The organism is Actinoplanes sp. NPDC051346, from assembly GCF_040682215.1.
Lineage (GTDB): Bacteria > Actinomycetota > Actinomycetes > Mycobacteriales > Micromonosporaceae > Actinoplanes.
In genome coordinates this window covers 106,895-132,391 of record NZ_JBFBAJ010000001.1, presented here as the reverse complement: position 1 = coordinate 132,391, position 25,497 = coordinate 106,895, and the positions used below count along the sequence as shown (strand labels likewise).

The following is a 25,497-nucleotide window of genomic DNA, read 5'->3' as shown; positions in this document are numbered from 1 at the left end:
GTGCTAGGCCTAACCGGACACCGCGTCACCCGGCTACCGCGTAAACCACCAGGTTGTCCCGGTAGGACCGCAGCCTGGTGTCGAAGACGCCGCCACAGGTGATCAGCCGGAGCTGACGGTCCGGTGTGGGCCCGTACACCCGCTCGGTGGGGAACGCGGTCTTCGGATACCAGGCCGTCGCGGTGACGGTGAAGCGGATCGTCGCGCCGGCGCGGATCACCTCGATCCGGTCGCCGACGCGGACCTCGCGCAGCCGGTAGAAGACCGCCGGACCGCTCCGGGAGTCGACATGGCCGGCGAGCACGGCCGGGCCGACGTCGCCGGGCGCGGTGCCGTCCGCGTACCAGCCGGCGTGGTCGTCGCGCTCGGGCGGCACGAGCTCGCCGTCCGCGCCGAGACGCAGGGTCTCCAGCGCGGTGTCGATGCCCGCGGCCTTGACCCGCAGGCGGGTCGGCGGCCCGCTCGCCGCCGGCTTCGCGGTCCGGAACGGGTCCGGCAGGCCGTCCGGCTCCGGCCAATTCGACGGTACGGGCACAGCGGGCCCGACGGCATCAGGAGTGGCTCCGGGGCCCCCGCCGGCGGAGGGCTCGCGGAGCGTCAGGTAGCCGGTGGCGACCACCACCGCGGTCAGCGCCGAGACCACGACGGGCAGTAACGCGCGCCGCGCGGTGTCGCGTACGGTCATCCGGCGGTCGGTGAACGCCGCCTGAGGGCGACGACGAGGCCTCCGCTGACCGCGGCCGCGAGCCCCGCCAGCAGCAACGCCGCCGGCAGCGGACGCTCCGGCGCGGTGCCGCCCCGGCCGGTGGCCGCCCCACCCTGGGGCATGCCGCCCTGGCGGGCCGCGTCGATGTGCAGCTCCGGCTTGAGGCCACCGCTGGTGTCGTCGATCACGAGCAGCGAGTAGACGTTGCCGGCGCCGAGGGTGCACGGCAGGTCACTGCTCCTGCCGCCACCGGCCGGCCGCACCCTGACCGTCCACTTGCCCGGGTCGACCTCGCGGTAGTCGGTGGTGGTGGCGAACGCGACCCCGTCGGCGATGGTCTGGCCGTTGGCGCCGCCGACGTCGAGCACGGGTGCGCGTACGGAAGCCTGAATGATCCTGATCTTCGACTCGTCCCGGCCGGGCAGCCGCAGATCGTCCTCGAGCACCCGCAGGCCCAGGTCGGCGTAGCGGCCCACGCCCGCGACCGTGTACGCCGCGCCGTCGTCGACGGTGACCTGCGTGGTCAGCACCGGCGGGGTGCTGGCGGCGGCTCCCGCCTTGCGCATGGCCACCGAGTAGGTGCCGGTGGGCAGTCGCAGGTAGTCGGACATGGCGCCGTACGCGACGCCGTCGAATTTCCGGTCGTCGACCGCGCCGCTGGTGGATTTCAGATAGACGTCGACGGCCGGGGTGTCGGGTGAGAGGTGGGCGAGGCGGACATAGCCCGCGCCGGCGGCCTGGGCCGGGGACGCGGTCAGCGTCAGGGCGGCCAGCGTGGCGAGTACCGCGGCGATGCGAGTCAACACGGTGCCTCCTGTTCGGCGAACCTACGGTGGCAGGCATCAATGTGCCCTACGTCACTACAGATGCGCCATGGTCCGTCCGGTTCGGCTCCTCCGCTGTCTCGGTGCCCGGCCTGTGGTCCATCGTCCGATTGGCGGCTGACCTGGTCCCGCGTTTCTGTCACACCCCCGGGGCACCATGGTGAACGTGCCCGACGTCCTGGAGCAGTTCGGCCTCGCCACCCGTGAGTGGTTCAAGGCCGCCTTCGCCGCGCCCACGGCCGCCCAGTCCGGCGCCTGGCGTGCCATCGGCGCCGGCCGCAACGCGCTCGTGGTGGCTCCCACCGGCTCCGGCAAGACGCTGGCGGCGTTCCTGTGGTCGCTCGACCGGCTCGCGCACGAGAGTGCCCCCGAGGATCCGAAGCACCGGTGCCGAGTCCTCTACATCAGCCCGCTCAAAGCGCTGGCGGTCGACGTCGAGCGCAACCTGCGCGCCCCGCTGACCGGCATCCGGCAGGCCTCCGGCCGCCTCGGCGTGCCCCCGCCGGACATCACGGTCGGCATGCGCACCGGCGACACACCAGCCGACGAGCGCCGCGCCTTCGCACGGACCCCGCCGGACATCCTCATCACCACGCCCGAGTCGCTGTTCCTGCTGCTGACCTCCGCCGCCCGCGAGTCCCTGCGCGGCGTGGAGACGGTCATCATCGACGAGGTCCACGCCGTGGCGGCCACCAAGCGCGGCGCCCACCTGGCCCTCTCGCTGGAGCGCCTCGACGCCCTCCTCGGCCGTCCCGCCCAGCGGGTCGGGTTGTCCGCGACCGTGCGACCGATCGAGGACACCGCCCGCTTCCTGGGTGGCGCGCAGGACGTCGAGATCGTCCAACCGCGCAGCGCCAAGACGATCGACGTCACCGTCCAGGTCCCGGTCGAGGACATGACCCGGCTCGACGAGGTCCCCGACAGCGACGCCGACGATCCGGGCGCGGGCCGCCACTCCCCCTCCATCTGGCCCGCGGTCGAGGAGCGGGTGCTCGACCTCATCCAGGCGCACCGCTCGACGATCGTCTTCACCAACTCCCGGCGCGGCGCCGAGCGCCTCTGCGCGCGCATCAACGAGCTGGCCCTCGAGCGCGCCGGCGGCGAGCTCACGCCGGCCCCACGCCCCCCGGCTCAGATCATGGCCCAGTCCGGGGAGGCGGGCGGCGCGCCGCCGGTGGTCGCCCGGGCCCACCACGGCAGCGTGTCGCGCGAGGAGCGCAAACAGATCGAGGAGGCGCTCAAGTCCGGGCAGCTGCCCGCCGTGGTCGCCACCTCCAGCCTCGAGCTGGGCATCGACATGGGCGCCGTCGACCTCGTCGTGCAGATCGAGGCGCCGCCGTCGGTCTCCGCCGGCCTGCAGCGCATCGGTCGCGCCGGTCACCAGGTCGGCGCGATCTCCCGGGGCGTCGTCTTTCCGAAGCACCGCGGCGACCTCGTCTCCTGCGCCGTCGTCGCCGAGCGCATGGGCGAGGGCGCCATCGAGGAGCTGCGCTACCTGCGCAACCCGCTCGACGTCCTCGCCCAGCAGATCGTGGCCATGGTCTCCCTCGACCCCTGGCACGTCGACGAGCTCGCCGCCCTCGTGCGCCGGTCCGCGCCCTACGCGGAGCTGCCCGACTCGGCCCTGCACGCGGTGCTGGACATGCTCTCCGGCCGTTATCCGTCCACGGCGTTCGCCGAGCTGCGACCGCGGCTGGTCTGGGACCGCACGACCGACCAGCTCACCGGCCGTCCCGGCGCCCAGCGGCTCGCCGTCACCAGCGGCGGCACCATTCCCGACCGGGGCATGTTCGGCGTGTTCCTGGCCGGTTCGGAGCGCGCCTCCCGGGTCGGCGAACTCGACGAGGAGATGGTCTACGAGTCGCGGGTCGGCGACGTGTTCCTGCTCGGTTCCACCTCGTGGCGCATCGAGGACATCACCCCCGACCGCGTCCTCGTCTCGCCGGCGCCCGGCGCCGCCGCGCGCATGCCGTTCTGGAAGGGCGACGCGCTGGGCCGTCCGATCGAGCTGGGCCGCGCGATCGGCGCCCGCCTGCGCGGGCTGTCCCGGGCCGGCGACGAGACGGCCACCGCGTCGCTGCGCGACTCCGGCCTGGACGAGTGGGCGGCGAACAACCTCGTCGCCTACCTGCGGGAGCAGCGGGAATCCACCCGCAACCTGCCCGACGACCGGACGATCGTGGTCGAGCGCTTCCGCGACGAGCTCGGCGACTGGCGGATGACCGTCCACTGCGTCCTCGGCGCCCGGGTCAACGCGCCGTGGGCGCTGGCCATCGCGCGCCGGCTCAGCGAGCGATACGGCGTCGACGGCCAGGTCATGCCCTCCGACGACGGCATCGTCGTGCGCCTGCCCGACACCGCGGAGGAGCCGCCCGGCGCCGACTTCGTCGCCTTCGACCCCGAGGAGATCGCCCAGATCGTCGAGGAGTCGGTGGGCACGTCGGCGCTGTTCGCCTCGCGCTTCCGCGAGTGCGCCGCCCGGTCGTTGCTGCTTCCGCGCCGCGACCCGCGCCGGCGTCAGCCGCTCTGGCAGCAGCGGCAACGCTCGGCCCAGCTCCTCGACGTGGCACGCGAGTTCGCCGATTTCCCGGTGACGCTGGAGGCGGCCCGCGAGTGCCTGCAGGACGTCTTCGACGTGCCCGGCCTGGTCGGCCTCATGCGCGAGATCGCCGGCCGCAAGGTCCGCCTCGTCGAGGCGGAGACGCAGCGCCCGTCGCCGTTCGCCCGCTCACTGCTGTTCGGCTATGTCGGCGCGTTCCTCTACGAGGGCGACGCGCCCCTGGCCGAGCGCCGCGCGGCCGCCCTCGCGCTGGATTCCACCCTGCTCGGCGAGTTGCTCGGCCGCGTCGACCTGCGCGAGCTGCTCGACCCGGCGGTCGTCACCGAGAGCGAGGCCCAGCTCCAGTGGCTGACCTCGCAGCGTTCCCCGCGCGACGCCGAGGACGCCGCGGAGCTGCTGCGCCTGCTGGGTGACCTGTCGCCGCAGGAGCTCACCGCGCGCTCGGTCGACCCGGCCTGGGCAGAGCAACTCGCCGCCTCCCGCAGGGCCATCCGGGTGCGCGTCGCGGGCGAGGAGCGCTGGATCGGCGTCGAGGACGCCGGCCGCTACCGCGACGCGCTCGGCGTCGCCCTGCCGGTCGGCGTGGCCGAGGCCTACCTCGAACCGGTCACCGACCCGCTCGGCGACCTCGTCGCCCGCTACGCCCGCACCCACGGCCCGTTCGCGGCGGCGACCTGCGCCGCCCGCTTCGGCCTCGGCGTCTTCGTCGTCGAACAGGCCCTCAAGCGGCTCAGCGCCACCGGCCGCGTGGTCGCGGGCGAGTTCTCCCCCGGCGGCGCCGGCAGCGAATGGTGCGACGCCGAGGTGCTGCGCCTGCTGCGTCGCCGGTCACTGGCCGCCCTGCGCCGCGAGATCGAGCCCGTGCCACCCCGGGTGCTGGCCGCCTTCCTGCCCCGCTGGCACCAGATCGGCGGCAACGCCCGTGGCGTCGACGCGCTCGCGGCCGCCATCGAGCAGCTCCAGGGGGTGGCCGCCCCGGCCTCGGCCTGGGAGCGCCTGATTCTGCCGGCCCGGGTCGCCGACTATGCGGCGCCGCAGCTCGACGAGCTCTGCGCCGGCGGTGAGGTGCTCTGGGCCGGCTCGGGCAGCATCACCGGCGGCGACGGCTGGGTCACCCTCGCCTATGCCGACAGCGCTCCGCTGCTGCTGCCACCACCGGCCGACGAGCTGGCACCCACGCCGCTGCACCAGTCGATCCTCGACGCCCTCGCGGACGGCCAGGCGCTGTTCTTCCGCAACCTGTCCGACCGGGTGGGATCCACCGACGACACCGGGCTGGCCGCCGCGGTCTGGGACCTCGTCTGGGCGGGCCACCTGACCAACGACACCCTGGCGCCCCTGCGGGCCCTGCTCGGCGGCAGCGGCGCCCATCGCGCCAAGGCCGCCCCGGCACGCACCCGCTACCGGCGCCCCGGCCGCCCGACCATGCCGGCGCGCGGCGGCCCACCGTCGATGGCGGGCCGCTGGTCGCGCCTGCCCGACCGCGACCTGGACCCCACCCGCCGCGCCGCGGCCTGCGCGGATCTCCTGCTCGAACGGCACGGCGTCGTCACCCGGGGCGCGGTGATGGCCGAGGGCGTCACCGGAGGATTCGCGGCGGTCTACCCGGTGCTCGGCGCCCTGGAGGAACGCGGCGCGGCCCGGCGCGGCTACTTCGTCGAGGGCCTCGGCGCGGCCCAGTTCGCGGTGCCGGGCGCGGTCGACCGCCTCCGCGCCCTCACCGAACCCGCCGAACTCACCAGACGCGCCGGCGCCACCGCCGTCGTCCTGGCCGCCACCGACCCGGCCAACCCGTACGGCGCGGCCCTCCCCTGGCCGGAAAGGGTCGTCGACAGCGGCAACGGCGAAACGGTCCCCGCCACCGGCCACCGCGCGGGCCGCAAGGCGGGCGCCCTCGTTGTCCTCGTCGGCGGCGACCTCATCCTCTACGTGGAACGCGGCGGCCGCACCCTACTGTCGTTCGTGGACGATCCCGAAGCCCTGGTGGCGGCGGGCCAAGCCCTGGCAGCCGCGGTGAGATCCGGGGCGCTGGGAGCCATGTCGGTCGAACGAGCCGACGGGGAGTCGGTGCACTCCTCGCCGCTGCGGGACGCGCTGACGGCGGCGGGATTCCGCGCAACACCGCGAGGGCTGCGGCTCCGCGGCTGAGCTCTCGGCTCTCATCCTCGCGTTCAGGTCACCACGCCAGGCGAGCCACTCGTCGTGAGCTGAACTCCGACACGGCCCTCCACCGATTCCTCCCGGCTCGACGGAGAGAGCTCATGTGTGCGACTGACGGCCGTCGGCATGCAGCCATGTGCCCACGTGCGAAAGATCCGGTAGGTACCGGAACTGAGGCATCTCGTCGTCCCGGGGCCACCAGTCGCGGTGCGGCAGGTAGGCCACACGCCACGAGATGATCAGGAAGAGGTAGACACCGCCGATGCCGGTGAGCCACCATGCGGTCACCCCCATCACCGCCGCCGAGCTGCCCACCAGGCGGCCCCCGCGGTCGGCCCAGCATGCAGGGGCCGTCGGCGATCGCTGTCAGGCGGCGCCGTGTCGTCGGGTGCCGGCGTCACTCGGTTGTCCGACGCCGCCAGTCGGATGATCACTTCGTGGCTCGGCGGCCGGCCAGCGAGTGGTGTACATCCAGTCGAGGCCGTCCTCGCCCGGCTCGTCGAGCGCTTCCGCGCGGGTTAGTCCCGCCCGTTGCGCCACCTTCTGCGAGGCGATGTTGTCAGGGCGCACCCGGGCGAGGATCGGCCAGTCCGGCAGGTGTTCATCCGCCCACCGCACGACGGCCGTCGCGGCCTCGGTGGCGACGCCGGCGCCCCATGCCGTTGGGGCGAAACGGTAGAAGAGATTGAGCACCTCGCGGTCGCGGAACCTTACGAACTTGAGGCCGCAGAAACCCAGGATCGTCCGTTCCTCCCCGGCGGTCACCACCCAGTAGCCGAAGCTGTGCCGGCGCCAATGGTCGTCCCAGCGGGCGTACAGGTTCTCCGCGTCCGTACGCGTGGCGAGCAGGTCCGACGGATTGTGATGACACGCCTCGCGATCGTGGTGGATCTCGTAGATCGCGTCGAGGTCGGAGACGACCGGCCGGCGCAAAGCCAGCCGTGCGGTGACAATCTCCACGATGCCGACTATACGATCTAGCTTCGCAGGGTCGCCAACCGACACCTACCACTCGCCCGAGCCGGCTACCCGGCCGCTCCGTGACCGCGCACTCAGGACAGTTGCGGCGCGACCTCCGTCGCGACGAGTTCGAGGTGGTGGAGGTCGCTGAGGTCCAGCGTCTGGAGGTACATCCGGGAGGCGCCGGCTTCGGCGTAGCGGCCGAGGATGTCCACCGCTTGAGCGGGCGTGCCGACGATGCCGCCGTTGCCGCGCATCTCGTCGACGTCGCGGCCGATCGCCGCCGCCCGGCGGGCGACCTCCGCGTCGTCGCGGCCGACGCAGAGGACCGCGGTCGACGAGAACGCCGGTGGGGTGGCGCGGCCGAGCTCGCGCGACGCGACCCGGACGCGGTCGAACATGGTGGGCAGGTCCTCGATCAGGGCGAACGGGGTATTGAACTCGTCCGCGTACCGGGCCGCCAGCGCCGGCGTGCGCTTCTTGCCCGTGCCGCCGACGATGACCGGCGGACGCGGGGACTGGACCGGCTTCGGCAACGCCGGCGAGTCCAGCACCTGGTAGTGCTTGCCGTCGAAGCTGTACCTCTGCCCCGGCGGCGTCGTCCACAGGCCGGTGACGATTTCGAGCTGCTCCTCGAGGCGGTCGAAGCGTTGACCGAGCGGCGGGAACGGGATGCCGTAACCGGTGTGTTCCGCCTCGAACCAGCCGCCGCCGAGCCCGAGCTCCACCCGCCCGCCGCTCATCGCGTCGACCTGGGCGACGCTGATCGCCAGCGGTCCGGGCAGCCGGAACGTCGCCGAGGTGACCAGCGTGCCGAGCCGGATGCGGGAGGTCTGCACGGCGAGCCCGGCGAGCGTCACCCACGCGTCGGTGGGACCGGGCAGGCCGTCGCCGCCCATAGCGAGGTAGTGGTCGGAACGGAAGAAGCCGTCGTATCCGGCTTCCTCGGCGAGCTGGGCCACCCGGCGCAGGTCGTCGTAGGAGGCACCCTGCTGGGGTTCGGTGAAGATGACGAGACGCATGGACCAACCCTGCCAGACTCTGCGACGCGCCCGCCGGACCTATCACACACAGAGCGTGCCGGGGCAGTAACGTAACTCCCCATGGGCACCTATGGATGGATCAGCCTCACCACCGACTACGGCACCTTCGACGGTTTCGCCGCAGCCTGCCACGGGGTGATCGCGCGCTACGCTCCCGCCGTACGTGTCATCGACGTCACACACCACGTGCCGCCGGCCGACGTCGCACGCGGCGCCGCGGTGCTGGCGCAGACGGCGCCGCACCTGCCGCTGTCCGTCCATGTCGGCGTGGTCGACCCGGGGGTCGGCACCGAGCGTCGCGGCATCGCCATCGGCACCCCGAACGGCCTGCTCGTCGGCCCGGACAACGGCCTGCTGGTCTGGGCGGCGGAGGCCCTGGGCGGGCTGGACACCGTGGTGGAGCTGACCAACTCGGAGTGGTTCCTCGGCGACGTCTCCCGCACCTTCCACGGCCGCGACATCTTCTCCCCGGTGGCCGCGCAACTCGCGCTCGGCGCCTCGCTGACCGACGCGGGGACGCCGGTCGACCCGAAGTCCGTCATTCGCCTGCCCGACCCGATCGTGGCCCTCGGCGACGGCTGGATCGAGGCCGAGGTCGTCACCGTCGACCGGTTCGGCAACGTGCAGCTCGCGGCCGGCGGCGCGATGCTCACCGGTCTCGGGCCGGACCTGGTGGTCTGCGGGGTCAAGGCCCGGCGCGCCCAGACATTCGGCGACGCGGACAAGGGCGAACTCATCGTGTACGAGGACTCGGCCGGCCGGGTCGCCATCGCGGTCAACGGCGGCCGCGCGGTCGTCGTCCTCTCGGTCCGCCCCGGCGACGTGGTCCGCATAGCGGAGCGCTGATCGCGGCCGCGATGATTGCCGGGCCCGCCTCGGGGCAGGATGGTGGGCATGCCCGAGGGTGACACCGTCTGGAACACCGCCCGCGTGCTGGAGCGCGCGCTGACCGGCGACGTCCTCACCGGATCGGACTTCCGGGTGCCCCGGCTGGCGACCACCGACCTGACCGGCTGGACCGTCGCCGAGTCGGCCAGCCGAGGCAAGCACCTACTCCTCCGGCTGACCCGCGAAGACCTGACCCGCGAAGGCCTCGCCCGCGAAGGCCTCGCCCGAGGCGACCGTGCGATGACCCTGCACTCGCACCTGCGCATGGACGGCGCCTGGCGGGCGTACGCTCCGGGCGAACGCTGGACCGGCCGACCGACCCACCTGATCCGCGTGGTGTTGAGAACGAAACGTTCCGCCGCGGTCGGCTACCACCTCCACGACGTCACGCTCGTCGCGACCGACCAGGAGGACACCCTCGTGGGTCACCTCGGTCCGGACCTGCTGGGCGCGGACTGGGATCCGGCGGAGGCCGTGCGCCGCATCGCCGCGAAACCTCAGGCCAGCATCGCGGAAGCGCTTCTCGACCAGCGCAACCTCGCCGGGGTGGGCAACCTCTACAAGGCGGAGACCCTGTTCCTGCGCGGCCTCTGGCCGTGGACCCCGGTCGCCGACGTCCCGGACCTGACCGCGACGGTCACCCTCGCGCAGAAACTCCTGGCCTCGAACCGCGGCCGCTGGACGCAGACGACGACGGGCTCACTGCGCAAGGGCCAGACCAGCTATGTGTACGGCCGCAGAGCCCAACCCTGCCGCCGCTGCGGTACGGCGATCCGGAAGGCGGACCAGGACGACCGCGTGACCTACTGGTGTCCCCGCTGCCAACCAGAGCCCTGACCGGTCCTCAGACGGCGGGCGTGGAGGGGCGCTTCAGCTCGGACAGGCCCTCGGCGAGGCCGCGCAGCCGGTCGGTCGCGTCGATGAGGCTGGCCAGGGCCGGGTGCTGCCCGGTGACCGGGTGGCCGTCCTCGGCGACGTAGCTCGCCGCCGCCGCGACCAGCCGTTCGTAGGCGGTCACGCCCTCGGTGAACTGCTTCGCCAGGCTCTCGTGCGACTGTTCCAGGGCTGTGCGGCCATCCGTCGCCGCCAACGGGAACGCTCGTTCGACGCTCGCCACGCGCTGCCCGAGGTCGCGAAGCCACTGCTCGGCCACGGCCGCCTCGAGCGCCGCGCTCTCGCCGGGCCCGGTCAGGCGGCCGGTCAGGCCGGTGAGCGTGGTGGACGCGCGATCCAGGCGGTCCCAGGCCTGTGCCACCGCGGAGCCGCGGACGGCGTACCGGTTGCGCTGGCGGCGTACCTCCTGGATCACCTGCCGGCCGGCCGGGAAGCGTTCCACGGCGGCGACCAGACGCTGGCCCGGCAGGGCCGGCGGAGGGGCCGGCGGCGCCGGGATCGCCGCGAGCTGCCGGTGGTCGCTCCACCGCCACCAGGCGAGGGCCACGGAGGCCCCGGCGGACGCGGCCCAGGCGGCATCCGCGATCCCGATTCCGGCATATGGCGTGAGCACGGCGGTGGCGGCGGTCAGACCACCTCCGATGACGCTCCACCGCCGCGCCGCACCGCGCAGGCGCCTGAGCCGCCGGAAGTATCTGGTCCTGTCGTCCACCGTCCGCTCCCCTTTTCCGCTTCTTAGCTCGAGCTTCCGGTCGACCGCGACGGTCAGCCCGCGGCCGACGTGTCTCCCCGCTTGTTCATGCTGGCCCGGATCTCGTCCAGGCGGGCGACTCCGGCCGGGTCCGCCGCCGGGGCCTGTTCGACCGCCGGCTGGGCCGGGGTGCCGCCGAGCTTCTCGCCCGCCATGCTGGCCCGGATCTGCTCGAGGCGCGAGGAGCCGGCCAGGTCGAGGCTCGACTTCTGCACTTCGAGCATGCGGCCCTCGACCGAGTTGGAGGCGAGCTCGGCCCGGCCCATGGCGTTGGCGTAGCGCTGCTCGATCTTGTCGCGGACCTCGTCCAGGGACGGGGTGTTGCCCGGCGCCGCCAGCGACGACATCGACTCGAGCGACTTGGCGACGGTTTCCTGCATCTTCGCCTGTTCCAGCTGGCTCAGCAGGCGGGAGCGCTCGGCGATGCGCTGCTGGAGCACCATCGCGTTGTTCTCGACCGCCTTGCGGGCCTGGCCGGCGGCGCCGAGCGCCTGGTCGTGCAGGGTCTTCAGGTCTTCCATCGACTGCTCGCCGGAGACGAGCTGGGTGGCGAGCGTCTGCGCCGTCGACTCGTACTTCTGGGCCTCGGCTTCATCGCCGCCGGCGCGGGCGCGGTCGGCCAGGACCAGCGCCTGGCGGGCCATGCCCTGCAGCTTCTCGACCTCGGACATCTGCCGTGACAGCTTCATCTCGAGCTGGCGCTGGTTGCCGATCACGGCCGCGGCCTGCTGCACGAGCGCCTGGTGCTGGCGCTGGGCGTCCTCGATGGCCTGCTGGATCTGCACCTTGGGATCGGCATACTCGTCGATCTTCGCGCCGAAGAGCGCCATCATGTACCGAAAGCCCTTGACGAACGGGTTCGCCATATCCGCGGTATCCCCTCAATGTCGCTGCATCTGACGCGCCACCGACGCGAGCCCGAGGGGTCTTCACGATGGCGCGGGCTCCATCGTGTCAGCTCTTCGCTACCGGCGTCACGTGACCTCGGGGAGATCTCAGGGTGTTCCAGGGGGATCCCCCACGGTCGAGGCTACGCGCCCGACGGCGTTCCGGCGACGGCCCTGCGACCTTGACGATCACGAGCGCGGCCGACTCCACGGATGCCGCCGGGGCATCCGTGGCGCGGGACCGAAGGGACGGGCGGCGATCAGGCCGCGCACACCACGTCACGCTCGCGCTTGCGACGGGTGCGCAGCGTGGCCTTGAGCGGGTTCTCCTGGCGGACGGAGACCGAGACGGCACCGTCGGTCGTCACCTGACGCACCGGCGACGCTTCCTTGACCTGCTGCTTGACCCTCGTGCCGGCCGAGGCTGCCTGGGCGCCGGCCGCGGCGGCCTGCGCCGCGGCGGCGGCACGGGTGCCGGCTGAGGCGGTCTTGGTGTCCGATACCGATCCGACGGCGGAGCCGGTCGTCTGTGCCGGTGCGTGTTCCACGGGCACGAGCACGCCCGTCATGCCCTCCGCGAGCGCGAGCGTGCCGCTCACCTCGCCGAGCACCTCGGAAAGGCGGGCGCCGAGCGCCTCGCAGATCGCGGCCAGCAGCTCGCTCGAGGCTTCCTTCTGGCCGCGTTCGATCTCGGAGAGATATCCGAGACTCACGTTGGCGGCGGTCGACACCTCACGCAGCGTGCGGTGCTGTCCCTGCCTGCGCGCCCGAAGTGCGTCACCGATTACCCGGCGTAGCAGGACCATGGCACCTCCTCCTGCGGCGGGGCCGCCGGCAGCCGCCGGAGGCTTCCCGCAACCGTACCCGGTGCGGGCGACGCCGACATCCCGCCCCGCCGAATTCCGGGATGGGCGGGCCTCCAGGGGTGCCCACGGGACTGTTGAGACGATCCCGACGAATATGTGACGTCACGGTCAGGCCGGTCACGCCGGTCCGGATTCCCGGAGCTCATCGACGAGGAGCGCGAGGGCGGACGTCATCGTCTCGTGCCGGATGTCGGCCCTCGAGCCGTCGAGCTTGAGCTGGCGGACCTGGGTGCGGTCGGGGCCGGCGACCGCGACGAACACCATGCCGACGGGCTTGTCGTCCTGCGGTTCGGGTCCGGCCACGCCGGTCGTCGCCAGTCCCCAATCGGCGTCGCAGCGGCTCCGGACGCCTTCGGCCATGGCTCGCGCCACGTCCGCATCCACCGGGCCGCGCTCGTCCAGAAGATCCTCGGGTACGCCCGCGAGCACATGCTTGAGATCTGTCGCATACACGACGACCCCGCCCCGGAACACCGAACTGACCCCGGGGATCTCCACAACGGTGGCCGCCAGTAATCCCCCGGTGAGCGACTCCGCCACCGCCAGCGTCTGACCACGGTCCACGAGCGCGTGTACGGCCGCCGCCGCGGCTACTCCGGTATCCATGTTCCCCCTCGTTCTCACGGACCCGTCGTATTGCCCCCAAAAGCCCCGGTTAGTCGGGCGAATCAGGACCGAGGGACGGCCCGCCGGCGGATGCGCAGCGCCTGCAGGACGTAGTCCGCGCCGGTGATCATGGTGATCAGCAGGGCCGCCACCATCAGCCAGGTGCCCACCACGTCGAACGGCGCCGGCACCGGCCAGAGCAGCCACGCGATCGCCAGGATCTGCAGCGCCGTCTTGAGCTTGCCCCCGCGGCTGGCCGGGATGATGCCGTAGCGGATCACCCAGAACCGCAGCGCGGTGACGCCCCACTCGCGAAGCAGGATCAACCCCGTCACCCACCAGGAAAGCCTGTCGTACGCCGACAGCAGGACCAACGCGCTGCCGGTGAGGGCCTTGTCGGCGATCGGGTCCGCCACCTTGCCGAACGAGGTGACGAGCTCGTAGCGACGGGCGATCCAGCCGTCCGCGAAGTCCGTCGCCGACGCCACGCAGAACGTCAGGCAGGCGGCGATGCGCCAGCCGGTGCTGCCGGCCGTCTCCGAGATCGCGGTGAAGACCACGAACACCGGGACGAGCACGATCCGGACGGCCGTCAGCATGTTCGCCGGGTTGTTGAGCGGGACGCGCCTTCCGGCGGCGACCGGCACCGGCTCGTCGGTCATGGCGCGGTCGCCACCGTCGGCACGGAGGAAACCGGCCGCGCCGCCGAGATCATCTCGACGGGGACGGCGATCAGGTCGACGCCCTCGGTGGCCGTCACCCGGGCCCGCACGAAGTCGCCGGGGCGCAGCGCGGCGAGGTCGACCTGGGCGTCGCCCGCGACCAGCGTGGTCGAGCCGTCCACCTCGGGCGCCTGGTGTTCGGCACGGCCCTCGATCTCGCCCGCTTCCACGGTGTCGACCATGACCTCGATCAGCGAGCCGAGGCGGTCCTCCGCACGCTGGGCGCACAGCTCGTCGGCGAGGTCGCTGATCCGGGCGTACCGACGCTTGATGGTGTCCTCGCGCACCTTGCCGGAGAGTCCGACAGCCTCCGTGCCGTCCTCGTCGCTGTAGTCGAAGACGCCGATGGCGTCGAGGCGCGCCTCGGTGAGGAAGCGCACCAGCTCGTCGACGTCCTGCCGGGTCTCGCCCGGGAAGCCGACGATGAAGTTGCTGCGGGCGCCGGCCTCGGGAGCGAGGGCCCGCGCCGAGGCGAGCAGGTCCAGGAAGCGCTCGGTCGAGCCGAACCGCCGCATCCGGCGCAGGACCGGCTCGCTCGAGTGCTGGAACGACAGGTCGTAGTAGGCGGCGACCCCGGGCGTCGTGGCGATGACCTCGACCAGGCCCGGCCGGGTCTCGGCGGGCTGCAGGTAGCTCGCCCGCACCCGCACGATGCCGTCGACGGCGGCGAGCTGCGGCAACAGCTTCTCCAGCGCCCGCGGGTCGCCGAGGTCCTTGCCGTAGGAGGTGCTGTTCTCGCTGACCAGCACCAGCTCGCGCACGCCCGTGCCGGCCAGCCACTCCGCCTCGGCGAGCAGCTCCTGCGGATCGCGGGAGACGAACGCCCCGCGGAAGGCCGGGATCGCGCAGAACGAGCACCGGCGATCGCACCCGCTGGCGAGTTTCAGGCTGGCGACCGGCCCGCTGTCGAGCCGGCGGCGCAGCACCTTGCGCAGGTGGGCGGGGGTGTGGTCGTCGACGGTGGCGTGACCGGGCACGACCACCTTCGCGGCCTGGCGGTGGACCGGGGTCAGCGGCAGCAGCTCGCGCCTGTCCCGGGGGGTGTGCGCGTCGAACTTCTCGCCCGCCAGCACGCCGTCGAGCCGGGCGGCGATGTCGGTGTAGTCGTCGAAGCCCAGTACGGCCTGCGCCTCGGGGAGGCTGTCGGCCAGCTCCCGGCCGTACCGTTCGGCCATGCAGCCGGCGGCGACGACCTTGGCCCCGGTGTCGGCGGCCGCGAGCAGCGTCTCGATGGAATCCTGCTTGGCCTTCTCGACGAAGCCGCAGGTGTTGACGACCACCACGTCGGCGCCCTCGGCGTCCGTGCTGACCTCCCACCCCCCGGCGTCGAGGCGCGCGGCGAGCTCCTCGGAGTCGACCTCGTTACGGGCACAGCCGAGGGTGAGCAGAGCAACGCGGCGGGGAGGAGGAGTCACGGACACCCGCCAAGGTTACCGGCTGTCCCAGCTCAGTCGTCTACGCGGAGGGTGGCGAGAGTTTCTTCCAGTTCGTCCGGTTTGATCAGCACGTCGCGCGCCTTGGAGCCCTCGGAGGGTCCGACGATGCCGCGGGTCTCCATCAGGTCCATCAGGCGGCCCGCCTTGGCAAACCCCACACGCAACTTGCGTTGCAGCATCGAGGTCGAGCCGAACTGCGAGGTGACGACGAGCTCGATCGCCTGGATCAGTACGTCGAGGTCATCGCCGATCTCCTCGTCGATCTCCTTCTTCTTGTTCGCCGCCGGGGTGGTGACGTCCTCGCGGAACTCCGGCTCGCGCTGGTCCTTGCAGAACTTGACGACCTGGGCGATCTCCTTCTCCTCCACCCAGGCGCCCTGGATGCGGATCGGCTTGGAGGCGCCCATCGGCAGGAAGAGGCCGTCGCCGCGGCCGAGGAGCTTCTCCGCGCCGGGCTGGTCGAGGATGACCCGGGAGTCGGCGAGCGAGCTGGTGGCGAACGCCAGCCGGGACGGGACGTTGGCCTTGATCAGGCCGGTCACCACGTCGACCGAGGGCCGCTGGGTGGCCAGCACCAGGTGGATGCCGGCCGCGCGGGCGAGCTGGGTGATGCGGACGACCGAGTCCTCGACGTCGCGCGGCGCGACCATCATCAGGTCAGCCAGCTCGTCGACGATCACCAGCAGGTACGGGTACGGCTTCATGACCCGCTCGCTGCCCGGCGGCGCCGTGATCTCGCCGCTGCGGACCTTGCGGTTGAAGTCGTCGACGTGGCGTACCCCGTTGGCGGCGAGGTCGTCGTAGCGCATGTCCATCTCGCGGACGACCCACTCGAGGGCGTCGGCCGCCTTCTTGGGGTTGGTGACGATCGGCGTGACGAGGTGCGGAATGCCCTCGTAGGCGGTCATCTCCACCCGCTTGGGGTCGACGAGCAGCAGCCGCACCTCGTCCGGGGTGGCCCGGGTCAGCAGCGAGACCAGCAGCGTGTTCAGACAGGAGGACTTGCCGGCGCCGGTGGCGCCCGCGATGAGGATGTGCGGCATCTTCGCCAGGTTGGCGACGACGAAACCGCCCTCGATGTCCTTGCCGAGCGCGACCAGCATCGGGTGGTGGTCGGCCGTCGCGGCGCGCGAGCGCAGCACGTCGCCGAGCGAGACGTTCTCCGGGTCGGTGTTCGGGATCTCGACGCCGACGGCGCTCTTGCCCGGGATCGGCGACAGGATCCGCACGTCGGGCGACTTCACGGCGTACGCGATGTTGCGCGAGAGCTGGGTGATCCGCTCGACCTTCACCCCCGAGCCGACCTCGACCTCGTAGCGGGTGACCGTCGGACCCCGGGTGAAGCCGGTGACCTGCGCGTCGACGTTGAACTGGTCGAAGACGCCGGTGAGCGCCGCCATGATCTCGTCGTTCGCGCGACTGCGGGTCTTCGGGGCGCTGCCCTTGCCGAGCAGGTTCGGCGGCGGCAGCCGGTAGTCGCCCGGCACCGACGAGATCTCCAGCTGCTCGGCCCGGGTCGGCAGCGGCGAGTGCTCCGGCGGCTCGGGCGCGCGGCTGGCCGGAAGCTTGGCGCCACGCGGCACGGCGACCGTGTCGTGCAGGATCTCGTCGCCGCCGTCCCCGTCCTCCGACGGCCCCAGGCCGAGGTCGGCGAGCGACCCCTGGCGACGGCGGGCGGGACGGCGGGGCTTGGGGCCCTCCGGCGTCTCCTCGGGCGACTCCGCGCCGAGGTCGAGGTCGGACAGCTCGGGCTCGGGCAGCGGCGCCCGGGCGGTCGACCGGCCCAGCAGCACGTCGGTCAGCAGCAACAGCCGCTCGGGGATCCGGTTGATCGGCGTCGCGGTGATGACGAGCAGACCGAAGACGAAGAGCAGGATCAGCAACGGTACGGCGACCCAACCGGTCACCGCGCGCTCGAGCAGCGCGCCCACGCCGTAGCCGAGGAGGCCGCCGGAGCTGGTGAGCTCGACGTCGTCGGCGGGGCGCTGGGCGATGTGCAGCAGACTCGCCATGGCGACCACGAGGGCGCTCCAGCCGACCACCGACCGGCCCCGGTGCTCCGGGTCGGCGGGTTTGCGCATGAAGCGGACGGCGCCGTACACCAGAAGAAGCGGAAGCAGGACGCCGATGCCGCCGAAGAAGAGCCGCACCGCGTCGGCGAGCCAGGTGCCCACCGGCCCGGCCGAGCCGAACCAGACCGCGACGCCGACGAGGATGGCCAGGCCGAGCATGAGGAGGCCGGCGCCGTCGCGACGGTGCTCCGGATCGATCTCCTTGGCGCTGGCCGCCTGCCGACCGACGCCACGGGCGACCCAGCCGACGCTGTGCGCCAGGCCCATCCAGACGGCGCCGACACCGCGGCCGATGCCCCCGGCGACGGCCGCGCCGACGCTGGGACGCGCCCGGGTGGCGCTGCGGGCCCGGCTTCGCGCCGGAGTGGACTTCCGCGCCGGAGTGGACTTGCGGGCGGGTGCCGCCGCGGCCTTGCGGACGGGCTGCCGACCCGGCTGACGGGCACGCGCCGACGCGGAGCCGCCCTTGGACGCGGCACGGCCCCGGCTCGCCGGAGGAGTACGGCCCGCCATGTCCCCACCGTAACCTCGCCGCGCCCACGGGCCCGCGCGCCGCACCGTGACCAGTTTTCGCTTTTTCCGCGGATTAAGATCAGGACATGCCCGCGCCCCTGCAGCCGCTGACCAATGAGTTGATCATCTCGGCGTTGACCGCCCGCGAGTTCGCCCATTTCGTCGACGAGGACGGCGACGTGGGCGGCAACTGGCAGGACTGTCTGATCTACTTCTTCCGGCTCGGCAAGAACGCCGAGATCTTCCAGGTCAGAGCGCTGGCCCAGGCCGAGTTCAGCACCGACGACGTGCCCCAGCTCTATGCGTTCTGCAACGCCTGGAACCACGACCGGCTCTGGCCGAAGGCCTACGTGCACACCGGCGACGACGGCGTCGTGCGGGTGGTGGGCGAGGTGGGCGCCGACTTCGAGCACGGCGTCACGCCGGAGCAGCTAGACCAGGTGATGATCTGCGGCATCGCCACGGGCATCGAGCTGGCGGAGGCGGTTGTAGCGCTGAAGTAGCGCGAAGCCGATCCACGAGGTCAGCACCAGCGCCACCACCACGATCTGGGCGAGCCACTCGAAGCCGTGCGGATAGAAGATCCCGGCGACGTGGTTGTCGAGGAAGCCGCTCGCGAGCGGCGCCTGGCCCCGCCCCTCCCGGGCACGGTCCTCGATCCACGTGAGCGGGCATTCCAGCCCCACCACGACGACGGCCAGGAGCCAGAGCGCGGCGGCGGCCTGCACCCAGATCAGCCGGGGCCAGCGCCACGCCACAAAGCCGCCGAAGACGCCGAACGCCAGGAACGCGTAGTGCGCGCTCACGGCGGCCACGATCAGCAGCGTGTATCCCACGGCGTGAACGCTATAAGACACAGCGCTGCCCGCGTAGGACGGAGGATGACCTACGCGGGCAGCACGTCTGTGTGAGGACTCAGCCGTGGCTGTTCAGCAGCCCCCGGCCCCGGTTCTGACCGTTGCCCTTGCCCTTGCCGTTTCCGTTGTTGCCCTGTTGTTCGCCGGCCTGCTCGTCGTCGTCCTGCTGGCCGCCGCCCTGCTGGCCGCCACCCTGCTGGCCGCCACCCTGCTCGTCGCCGCCCTGCTGGCCGCCGCCGGCGCCGCCACCGGTGGTGAGCAGCGTCAGGTTGTTACGCTCCAGGATCTCGTTGACCGGCTGGAAGAACGTCTCGCCGCCGACCGTGCAGTCGCCGGAGCCACCCGAGGTGACGCCCTGCGCCTGGTCGCCCGAAAGCCACGGGCCGCCGGAGTCGCCGCCCTCGGCGCAGACGTCCGTACGGGTGAGGCCGGTGACCGCACCCTCCGGGTAGTTCACCGTCTGGTTCTTCGCCAGGATCGTCCCGCAGAAGGTGCCGGTGGTGGAGCCGGAGCGGCAGATCGCCGCGCCTACGGGCGCCTCGGCGGAACCGCCCACCGGCAGCGCGTTGCCGTTGAAGTCATCCACGAACGGCTGCAACTGCACGTTGTCACCGGTCTGCACGAAGCCGAGGTCGGAGTTGCCCGGGAAGACCGAGTCCACGACCTCTCCCTGCGGCAGACCCTCGAGGTCGGTGGTCGCCGTGCCCTCGGCGCCGCAGTGCCCGGCGGTGACGAAGCCGCCCTGTACCGCGAAACCGATCGAGCAGCGCGCCTGGCCGATGAAGTACGCCTGGGCGCCGATCACGTCGGCCAGCGGCTTCGGCTGCGCCTTCACCGTGGTGACCCGCACCGCGGAAGCCGGGAGGCCCGCTTCCTCGGCGAGCGCCCAGGCCCGGTCGCCGTCGCCGCGCAGCGCCTGCAGCACGACCTGGTTCGACGCCACGTCGACGTACCAGCCGGGCAGGGCGCGATCGGACTTCGTCGCGGTCGCGTCCAGCGCCCGCTTGGCGGCGTCGAGCTGCGCCACGCTGCGCTTGACCAGCTTGGGCTCGGCGCCGGCGGCGCGGACCTTGCCGGCCAGGCTGGGGTCGGTGATCGCGATGTTCAGCGTGGTGCCGTCCTTGCCGAGCCAGGCCCCGCCGTACGAGTCACCGGAGGCGCCCCGCAGCTGGGCGCTCACGCCGCTGGCCCACTTCGCCCGCTGCACCCGGGCGGTGGCCTCGTCGGCGCTGAGGCCGAGATCGCGCTTCATCGCGGCGAGCAATTGCGGCGCCACCGTGTCCGCGGACTGCGCGGTGGCGCGCCGCGTCGGTTGCGTACCGGCCATCGACGGCAGGGTGAATGCCACCGCCGCTCCCGCCGCCGTCACCGTCGCCGCGATTGCCACGACCGTTCTGCGCTGCATTCGGTACTCCCCTCGCATCGCGGTGCCGTGGGGGCGGCACCGCCGTGCCCATCGATACGAAGGGGAGCCCGAAAGGGTTCAAAAAAGGTTTCAGACCTCCACGACGGTGGGGACGATCATCGGGCGGCGACGGTATGCGTCGTTGACCCAGCGGCCCACCGTGCGGCGCACGACCTGCTGCAACTGGTGGGTGTCGGTGATTCCCTCTTCCGCCGAGCGGTCCAGCGCGGCGATGAGCAACGGCAGCACCGGACTGAACGCCTCGGGGTCCTCCGAGAAGCCCTTGGCCATGATGGTGGGCTCGCCGACCACCTTGCCGGTGACCGAGTCGATCACCACGGTGGCGGAGATGAAGCCGCCGTCGCCGAGGATGCGGCGCTCGGTCAGCAGGGAGTCGCTCACGTCGCCGACGGCCAGCCCGTCCACGTACACGTAGCGGCTCTTGACCCGGCCGACGTGCCGGGCGTGCCCCTCGACCAGGTCGACGACGTCTCCGTCCTCACAGAGCACCACCCGATCGGGTGCCACCCCGGACTCGATGCCGAGCTGCGCGTGGGCGCGCAGGTGGCGCCACTCGCCGTGCACCGGCATCAGGTTGCTCGGGCGTACGACGTTGAGCAGGTAGAGCAGCTCCCCGGCCGGCGCGTGGCCGGAGACGTGCACCTTGGCGGTGTCCTTGTGCACCACCGTCGCGCCGGCCCGGGCGAGCTGGTTGATGACCCGGTAGACGGAGGTCTCGTTGCCGGGGACCAGCGAGCTGGCCAGCACGACGGTGTCGCCCGGCGCGATTGTGATGTGCCGGTGGTCGCCGGTCGACATGCGACCCAGCGCGCTCATCGGCTCGCCCTGCGAACCCGTCGACATGAAGACGATCTCGTCCGGCGGCAGGTTCGTCGCCTCGTCCAGGCCGACCATCAGCCCGTCCGGGATGCGCAGCAGGCCCAGGTCGCGGGCGATGCCCATGTTGCGGACCATCGAGCGGCCGATCAGGGCCACCTTGCGCTCGTACTCGTAGGCGGCGTCCATGACCTGCTGCACGCGGTGCACGTGCGACGCGAAGCTCGCCACGATGACGCGGCCGCTGGCCTTGCCGAAGATCGCGTTGAGCACCGGGCCGATGTCGCGCTCGGGGGTGACGAAGCCGGGGATCTCCGCGTTGGTGGAGTCCGACAGCAGCAGGTCCACGCCCTCGGCGCCGAGCCGCGCGAACCCGGCCAGGTCGGTGATCCGGCCGTCGAGCGGGACCTGGTCCATCTTGAAGTCGCCGGTGTGCAGCACCAGGCCCGCCGGGGTGCGCACGGCGACGGCGAGCGCGTCCGGGATGGAGTGGTTGACCGCGAAGAACTCGCACTCGAACGGTCCGAGCCGCTCCCGCCCGCCCTCCTTGACGGTCAGCGTGTACGGGTCCAGCCGCCGCTCGGCCAGCTTCGCCTCGACGAGCGCGAGCGTGAACTCGGACCCGACCAGCGGGATGTCCGGCTTGTGCGCCAGCAGGTAGGGCACCGCGCCGATGTGGTCCTCGTGCCCGTGGGTGAGCACGATCGCCTGCACGTCCTCGAGCCGGTCCAGGATCGGCGCGAAGTCGGGCAGGATCAGGTCGACGCCCGGCTGCTCGACGTCGGGGAACAGCACGCCGCAGTCGATGACCAGCAGTTTGCCGTCGTACTCGAAGACCGTCATGTTGCGGCCGATGGCGCCGAGACCACCGAGCGGCATGACGCGCAGGGCGCCCTCCGGAAGCGGCGGGGGCGGATCCAGCTCAGCGTGCGCTTGGCTCATGGGTGACTTTCCGTTTGTCAGAGGTCCACGCCAGCCGCCGAGGCGTCCTGGCGTAGCTGGTTCAGTTCCGCGTCGGTGGCCTCGACCAGCGGCGGCCGCACCGGGCCGGCGGGAAGGCCCCGGGCCCGCAGGCCGGCCTTCACGAGGATCGTGCCCTGGGTGCGGAAGATTCCGGTGAACATCGGCAGCAGCCGCTGGTGCAGGGCGAGGGCTCCGGCGACGTCGCCGCGCTCGTACGCCTCGATCATGTCCTTGGTCCGCGCCCCGACGAAGTGGGTGGAGGTGCCCACGACACCGACCGCACCGACCGCGAGCCAGGGAAGAAGCGCCGCGTCCTCGCCGGCGTAGTACGCGAGATCGGTCCGCCGCAGCACGTCCGAGCTGGCGGCGACGTCACCCTTGGCGTCCTTGACCGCCACGACGCGCGGGTGCTCGGCGAGCCGGATCATCGTCTCGGTCTCGATCGCCACGCCGCACCGGTGCGGGACGTCGTAGGCCATGATCGGCAGCCCGGTCGCGTCGGCGACGCTGGTGAAATGCCGCACCAGCCCGGCCTGCGGCGGCTTGTTGTAATACGGCGTGACGACCAGCAGGCCGTGGGCACCGGCCTTCTCGGCGGCCCGGGCGAGCTCGACGGTGTGCACGGTGTTGTTGGTGCCGACGCCCGCGATGATCCGCACCCGGTCACCGACCGCCTCGGCGACGACCCGGATGAGCGTCTCCTTCTCGGCGTCGGTGGTCGTCGGAGACTCGCCGCCGGTGCCGCTGAGGATGAGGGAGTCGTGACGCTGCTCGTCGACCAGGTAGGTGGCGAGGGCGGCGGCCCCTTCCGCGTCGAGCGAGCCGTCGGCGGAGAAGGGCGTCACCATGGCCGTGATCAACCGGCCGAAGGGCCGCGCGGGGTCAGGCGTCATACCGAACAACTTATCGGACGTCACTTCGCGGCGCCCTTGGGCTTCGGTTCGCCGGAGCACCCGGGGAGCGCGTCTCGGAGGCGCCGGTCAGACGTAGAAGTCGGCGAACGGCGCCCAGGGCAGGTTGCGCAGGACGCTGAAGACCCCCCATGCCGCGACGAAGACCCCGATCACGACCGGCGACAGCGTGAGCTGAGGAAGCCGCCAGTCGAAGAGGCGCTTGCCGGCCCAGGCGACGTACATGTAGAGCAGGAAGGGGACGGCGAAGACGAAGAGCAGGTGGTGTCGGGCCGCCGCCGGAAGGTCGCCGTTCAGCAGGAACCAGGCCGCGCGGGTGCCGCCGCAGCCGGGGCAGTCGAATCCGGTCGTGTACTTCAGCAGGCAGCTCGGCGGCGCGCCGGCGTTCGCCTCCGTGGGATGGGTGGCGAAGGTGTAGCCGACGGCTCCGGCCATGCAGACGAGCGTGGCGACGGGGGCGACCCACAGCGGCGACGTGTGCCACTTGCGCACGAGGAAACGGGTGAACCGATCCTGCCGCGGCTCCTGGTAGGGCGGGTAGCCCGCCCACGGCTGGGCGTTGCCCTGCGTCGGAAGCTGGGTGCCCTGCTCAGAGGCCAGATGCGGCGCGTCCGGCTGCCAGGGAGCCGCCGGCTCGGTCGCACTGCTCATGGCCGCCACGGTACACCGGAGGTGGCACCGGCTGCCGCCCCGGCGAGGGCCGCGCTGTCGATGCCCTCGCGGCGGCGCGACGAGTCGTCGGCGGTGTCATGGAAGGTCCGTTTTCAGGGCGTCCTTCAGCGCCGCCGCGAAGTCTCCGCGCTCCGGCGCCGCGATGGTGTCGAGCCCCAGCCAGGCCGCGAGCCGACGCAGCTCGACCGCCAGGGCCTGCGCCGTCTCCTCCGGCTCGGCGTCCGGCTCGAGCCAGGCCGCCGGCACCCGCAGGACCCCGGCCTTGCGGTCCGCCTTGAGATCGACGCGGGCCGCGAGTTGGTCACCGAGCAGGAACGGCAGCACGTAGTAGCCATACAGCCGCTGGGCGGCGGGGACGTAGATCTCGATGCGGTAGTTCATGGCGAACAGGCGCTCGGTGCGGCCGCGTTCCCAGATCAGCGGGTCGAAGGGGCTCACCAGCGTCGCCGCGCGCACCCGCCGGGGAAGTTTCGCCTCGTGGTGCAGGTAGGCGGGGTGCTTCCAGCCCTTGACCGTCACCGGGAGCAGGACCTTGTCCTCCACCAGCTCGGCCAGCGCCTGCTTGAAGCCGGCGAGCGGCAGACGGAAGTAGTCGCGCAGCTCCGGCTCGGCGGCCACGCCGAGCGCCCGCGCCGAGAGCCGCACGAGGGCCCGGAACGCGTCCTGCGGCGCCGGGGTGGCGACGTCGAGCACCCGGCGGGGCAGGACCCGCTCGGGAACGTCGTAGCGGCGGGCGAACGAGGTCGTGCGCTCGGCGGCGGTCACCTGGCCGGTGTAGAAGAGCCACTCGAGGGCCTGCTTGACCGCCGACCAGTTCCAACCCCAGTGCTCCTTGGTGCGGGGCACGTCGTGCTCGATCTGCGCGGCGGTGATCGGGCCCCGCTCGCGGACCTCGCGCAGGACCCGGTCGATCAACTCCGGCTGCTGCGTGGCGATGCGGACCATGCCACCCCACGCATACTCTTTCGCCCGCTCCATGCGCCACCGGAACAGCGGCTGGAGGTCGACGCTGATCAGCGACGCCTCATGGCCCCAGAACTCGAAGAGCTCCCGGGGGTTGCGATAGGCGGCCCGCTCCAGCAGACCCGGATCATACGGTCCCAGCCGACTGTAGAGCGGCATGAAGTGGGCCCGCTGCAACACGTTGACCGAATCCATCTGGATCAGGTGCAGCCGCCGCAGCACCCGCCGCAGGTGGCGCAGATCGGTGGCGCCGCCGGGTGCGGGGTCGGTGAAACCCTGCGCGGCCAGCGCGATGCGGCGGGCCTGCGCGACGGAGAGACTCTCGGGAATGGCCACGTCGGCGACGCTAACCCAGGGGTACGACAGAAATCGCCGCGCCGCCGAGCCGCGTGGAACTGCCCGAGCCGCGCTACTCCCGCCCTCTGTAGGCTGCCGGGCATGGCACTCGGCTTCGTCCGTCCGGCCCGTCCCTCGGACGCCGGCGAGATCGCCCGCATTCAGCTCTCCACCTGGCGTACCGCGTACCGGAGGATGTTTCCGGCGCACGTGCTGGCGAACCTCGACGAGGTCTACCTGGCGCGGGGTTGGACCGAGGCGATCGAGGCGGCGCCGTCGCCGCGGCACCGGGTGATGATCGCCGTGGAGCAGAACGACACGGCGCAGACCGTGGTCGGTTTCGCAGCCGCCGGACCCGCCGACGAGCAGGCGCTGGCTCCCGAGGAGCCGCCGCTGGCGGAGGATGTCGCGGCGGTCACCGATCTGCTCATCGAGCCGCGCTGGGGCCGGCGCGGGCACGGCAGCCGGCTGCTGGCGGCCACCGTGGACCTGTGGCGCGAGGACGGGTTCGCGTCCGCGGTCGCCTGGGCCTATGACGCCGATCCGGCGATGCAGAAGTTCCTGATCTCGACCGGCTGGGAACCCGACGGCGCGACCCGCGCCCTGGATGTCGACGACATGCTGGTCAATCAGCTTCGTCTGCACGTCTCGCTCCAGCCCTGAGC

General features: G+C 72.2%; 23 protein-coding genes. 5 read left to right on the top strand and 18 right to left on the bottom strand.

The features are described 5' to 3' along the window. Positions 1 to 25: 25 nt before the first annotated feature. Complete coding sequence (locus AB0M36_RS00585; protein WP_364150248.1) at positions 26 to 685, bottom strand: class F sortase; 660 nt, start codon at positions 683 to 685, stop codon at positions 26 to 28. Then, complete coding sequence (locus AB0M36_RS00580; protein WP_364150245.1) at positions 682 to 1,512, bottom strand: DUF4397 domain-containing protein; 831 nt, start codon at positions 1,510 to 1,512, stop codon at positions 682 to 684. Before AB0M36_RS00580 ends, AB0M36_RS00585 begins: the two co-directional genes overlap by 4 nt. Before the next feature lie 175 nt (positions 1,513 to 1,687). Here AB0M36_RS00580 and AB0M36_RS00575 point away from each other — a divergent pair, with 175 nt between their 5' ends. Further along, the gene (locus tag AB0M36_RS00575; RefSeq protein WP_364150242.1) at positions 1,688 to 6,238 is read left to right on the top strand and encodes an ATP-dependent helicase; all 4,551 of its coding nucleotides are present in this window, start codon (positions 1,688 to 1,690) and stop codon (positions 6,236 to 6,238) included. Positions 6,239 to 6,349: 111 nt separating this feature from the next. Here AB0M36_RS00575 and AB0M36_RS00570 read toward each other — a convergent pair whose 3' ends face one another. From AB0M36_RS00570 to AB0M36_RS00560, 3 genes are all read right to left on the bottom strand, one after another. Further along, positions 6,350 to 6,538: a hypothetical protein gene (locus AB0M36_RS00570; protein ID WP_364150239.1), complete on the bottom strand. Its 189-nt coding sequence runs from the start codon at positions 6,536 to 6,538 to the stop codon at positions 6,350 to 6,352. A 78-nt stretch (positions 6,539 to 6,616) separates the two neighbouring features. Next, positions 6,617 to 7,210: a GNAT family N-acetyltransferase gene (locus tag AB0M36_RS00565; protein WP_364150236.1), complete on the bottom strand. Its 594-nt coding sequence runs from the start codon at positions 7,208 to 7,210 to the stop codon at positions 6,617 to 6,619. A gap of 92 nt (positions 7,211 to 7,302) precedes the next feature. Continuing rightward, positions 7,303 to 8,232: an LLM class F420-dependent oxidoreductase gene (locus AB0M36_RS00560; protein WP_364150233.1), complete on the bottom strand. Its 930-nt coding sequence runs from the start codon at positions 8,230 to 8,232 to the stop codon at positions 7,303 to 7,305. 81 nt (positions 8,233 to 8,313) lie between these two features. On the opposite strand from AB0M36_RS00560, the gene AB0M36_RS00555 reads away from it, so the two are divergent. Together AB0M36_RS00555 and AB0M36_RS00550 are read left to right on the top strand one after the other, a co-directional pair. Then, positions 8,314 to 9,099 carry an SAM-dependent chlorinase/fluorinase gene (locus AB0M36_RS00555; RefSeq protein ID WP_364150230.1) on the top strand — a complete coding sequence of 262 codons (786 nt, stop codon included), beginning with the start codon at positions 8,314 to 8,316 and terminating at the stop codon, positions 9,097 to 9,099. Between the two features lie 48 nt (positions 9,100 to 9,147). Continuing rightward, the gene (locus AB0M36_RS00550) at positions 9,148 to 9,978 is read left to right on the top strand and encodes a DNA-formamidopyrimidine glycosylase family protein (RefSeq protein ID WP_364150227.1); all 831 of its coding nucleotides are present in this window, start codon (positions 9,148 to 9,150) and stop codon (positions 9,976 to 9,978) included. Between the two features lie 7 nt (positions 9,979 to 9,985). On the opposite strand, the gene AB0M36_RS00545 is transcribed toward AB0M36_RS00550, so the two are convergent. The 7 genes from AB0M36_RS00545 to AB0M36_RS00515 form a co-directional block, all read right to left on the bottom strand. Then, positions 9,986 to 10,747, bottom strand: a complete 762-nt coding sequence (locus AB0M36_RS00545) for a hypothetical protein (protein WP_364150225.1) — start codon at positions 10,745 to 10,747, stop codon at positions 9,986 to 9,988. 53 nt (positions 10,748 to 10,800) lie between these two features. Then, positions 10,801 to 11,652, bottom strand: coding sequence for a PspA/IM30 family protein (locus AB0M36_RS00540; RefSeq protein WP_364150222.1), 852 nt, complete (start codon positions 11,650 to 11,652; stop codon positions 10,801 to 10,803). Between the two features lie 281 nt (positions 11,653 to 11,933). After that, positions 11,934 to 12,479, bottom strand: a complete 546-nt coding sequence (locus AB0M36_RS00535; protein ID WP_364150220.1) for a helix-turn-helix transcriptional regulator — start codon at positions 12,477 to 12,479, stop codon at positions 11,934 to 11,936. Positions 12,480 to 12,656: 177 nt separating this feature from the next. Further along, entirely contained in the window at positions 12,657 to 13,145 is a 489-nt protein-coding gene (locus tag AB0M36_RS00530; protein WP_364150217.1) for a CinA family protein, read from the bottom strand. 62 nt (positions 13,146 to 13,207) lie between these two features. Further along, positions 13,208 to 13,807: a CDP-diacylglycerol--glycerol-3-phosphate 3-phosphatidyltransferase gene (gene pgsA / locus AB0M36_RS00525; RefSeq protein WP_364150214.1), complete on the bottom strand. Its 600-nt coding sequence runs from the start codon at positions 13,805 to 13,807 to the stop codon at positions 13,208 to 13,210. Then, positions 13,804 to 15,288: a 30S ribosomal protein S12 methylthiotransferase RimO gene (gene rimO, locus AB0M36_RS00520; protein ID WP_364150212.1), complete on the bottom strand. Its 1,485-nt coding sequence runs from the start codon at positions 15,286 to 15,288 to the stop codon at positions 13,804 to 13,806. Before rimO ends, pgsA begins: the two co-directional genes overlap by 4 nt. 26 nt (positions 15,289 to 15,314) lie before the next feature. Then, entirely contained in the window at positions 15,315 to 17,888 is a 2,574-nt protein-coding gene (locus AB0M36_RS00515) for a DNA translocase FtsK 4TM domain-containing protein (RefSeq protein ID WP_364150209.1), read from the bottom strand. 86 nt (positions 17,889 to 17,974) lie between these two features. On the opposite strand from AB0M36_RS00515, the gene AB0M36_RS00510 reads away from it, so the two are divergent. Then, on the top strand, positions 17,975 to 18,391 hold the full coding sequence (locus AB0M36_RS00510) for a YbjN domain-containing protein (RefSeq protein WP_364150207.1): 417 nt from the start codon (positions 17,975 to 17,977) through the stop codon (positions 18,389 to 18,391). Here the strand turns inward: AB0M36_RS00510 and AB0M36_RS00505 are convergent. The 6 genes from AB0M36_RS00505 to AB0M36_RS00480 form a co-directional block, all read right to left on the bottom strand. Then, positions 18,320 to 18,724 carry a DUF2784 domain-containing protein gene (locus AB0M36_RS00505; protein WP_364150204.1) on the bottom strand — a complete coding sequence of 135 codons (405 nt, stop codon included), beginning with the start codon at positions 18,722 to 18,724 and terminating at the stop codon, positions 18,320 to 18,322. The two genes, AB0M36_RS00510 and AB0M36_RS00505, sit on opposite strands and share 72 nt — an antisense overlap. A 79-nt stretch (positions 18,725 to 18,803) precedes the next feature. Then, the gene (locus AB0M36_RS00500; protein ID WP_364150201.1) at positions 18,804 to 20,150 is read right to left on the bottom strand and encodes a S1 family peptidase; all 1,347 of its coding nucleotides are present in this window, start codon (positions 20,148 to 20,150) and stop codon (positions 18,804 to 18,806) included. Positions 20,151 to 20,240: 90 nt separating this feature from the next. Further along, complete coding sequence (locus AB0M36_RS00495; protein WP_364150198.1) at positions 20,241 to 21,929, bottom strand: ribonuclease J; 1,689 nt, start codon at positions 21,927 to 21,929, stop codon at positions 20,241 to 20,243. A gap of 17 nt (positions 21,930 to 21,946) precedes the next feature. Further along, positions 21,947 to 22,843 carry a 4-hydroxy-tetrahydrodipicolinate synthase gene (gene dapA, locus AB0M36_RS00490; protein WP_364150196.1) on the bottom strand — a complete coding sequence of 299 codons (897 nt, stop codon included), beginning with the start codon at positions 22,841 to 22,843 and terminating at the stop codon, positions 21,947 to 21,949. Positions 22,844 to 22,930: 87 nt separating this feature from the next. Further along, positions 22,931 to 23,512 (bottom strand): DUF2752 domain-containing protein, encoded by a 582-nt coding sequence (locus AB0M36_RS00485; RefSeq protein WP_364150193.1) that lies wholly within the window; start codon positions 23,510 to 23,512, stop codon positions 22,931 to 22,933. A gap of 96 nt (positions 23,513 to 23,608) precedes the next feature. Then, a complete protein-coding gene (locus AB0M36_RS00480; RefSeq protein WP_364150190.1) occupies positions 23,609 to 24,832 on the bottom strand; it encodes a crosslink repair DNA glycosylase YcaQ family protein in 1,224 nt (407 codons plus the stop codon). Between the two features lie 102 nt (positions 24,833 to 24,934). Here AB0M36_RS00480 and AB0M36_RS00475 point away from each other — a divergent pair, with 102 nt between their 5' ends. Next, a complete protein-coding gene (locus tag AB0M36_RS00475; protein ID WP_364150188.1) occupies positions 24,935 to 25,495 on the top strand; it encodes a GNAT family N-acetyltransferase in 561 nt (186 codons plus the stop codon). Positions 25,496 to 25,497: the final 2 nt, after the last annotated feature.

Excerpts from the sequence above, each read along its gene's own strand:
- AB0M36_RS00585 (WP_364150248.1), bottom strand. The coding sequence starts at position 685 with ATGACCGTACGCGACACCGCGCGGCGCGCGTTACTGCCCGTCGTGGTC.
- AB0M36_RS00575 (WP_364150242.1), top strand. The coding sequence starts at position 1,688 with ATGGTGAACGTGCCCGACGTCCTGGAGCAGTTCGGCCTCGCCACCCGT.
- AB0M36_RS00560 (WP_364150233.1), bottom strand. The coding sequence starts at position 8,232 with ATGCGTCTCGTCATCTTCACCGAACCCCAGCAGGGTGCCTCCTACGAC.
- AB0M36_RS00555 (WP_364150230.1), top strand. The coding sequence starts at position 8,314 with ATGGGCACCTATGGATGGATCAGCCTCACCACCGACTACGGCACCTTC.
- AB0M36_RS00550 (WP_364150227.1), top strand. The coding sequence starts at position 9,148 with ATGCCCGAGGGTGACACCGTCTGGAACACCGCCCGCGTGCTGGAGCGC.
- AB0M36_RS00540 (WP_364150222.1), bottom strand. The coding sequence starts at position 11,652 with ATGGCGAACCCGTTCGTCAAGGGCTTTCGGTACATGATGGCGCTCTTC.
- AB0M36_RS00535 (WP_364150220.1), bottom strand. The coding sequence starts at position 12,479 with ATGGTCCTGCTACGCCGGGTAATCGGTGACGCACTTCGGGCGCGCAGG.
- AB0M36_RS00530 (WP_364150217.1), bottom strand. The coding sequence starts at position 13,145 with ATGGATACCGGAGTAGCCGCGGCGGCGGCCGTACACGCGCTCGTGGAC.
- pgsA (WP_364150214.1), bottom strand. The coding sequence starts at position 13,807 with ATGACCGACGAGCCGGTGCCGGTCGCCGCCGGAAGGCGCGTCCCGCTC.
- AB0M36_RS00515 (WP_364150209.1), bottom strand. The coding sequence starts at position 17,888 with ATGGCGGGCCGTACTCCTCCGGCGAGCCGGGGCCGTGCCGCGTCCAAG.
- AB0M36_RS00510 (WP_364150207.1), top strand. The coding sequence starts at position 17,975 with ATGCCCGCGCCCCTGCAGCCGCTGACCAATGAGTTGATCATCTCGGCG.
- AB0M36_RS00500 (WP_364150201.1), bottom strand. The coding sequence starts at position 20,150 with ATGCAGCGCAGAACGGTCGTGGCAATCGCGGCGACGGTGACGGCGGCG.
- AB0M36_RS00495 (WP_364150198.1), bottom strand. The coding sequence starts at position 21,929 with ATGAGCCAAGCGCACGCTGAGCTGGATCCGCCCCCGCCGCTTCCGGAG.
- dapA (WP_364150196.1), bottom strand. The coding sequence starts at position 22,843 with ATGACGCCTGACCCCGCGCGGCCCTTCGGCCGGTTGATCACGGCCATG.
- AB0M36_RS00485 (WP_364150193.1), bottom strand. The coding sequence starts at position 23,512 with ATGAGCAGTGCGACCGAGCCGGCGGCTCCCTGGCAGCCGGACGCGCCG.
- AB0M36_RS00475 (WP_364150188.1), top strand. The coding sequence starts at position 24,935 with ATGGCACTCGGCTTCGTCCGTCCGGCCCGTCCCTCGGACGCCGGCGAG.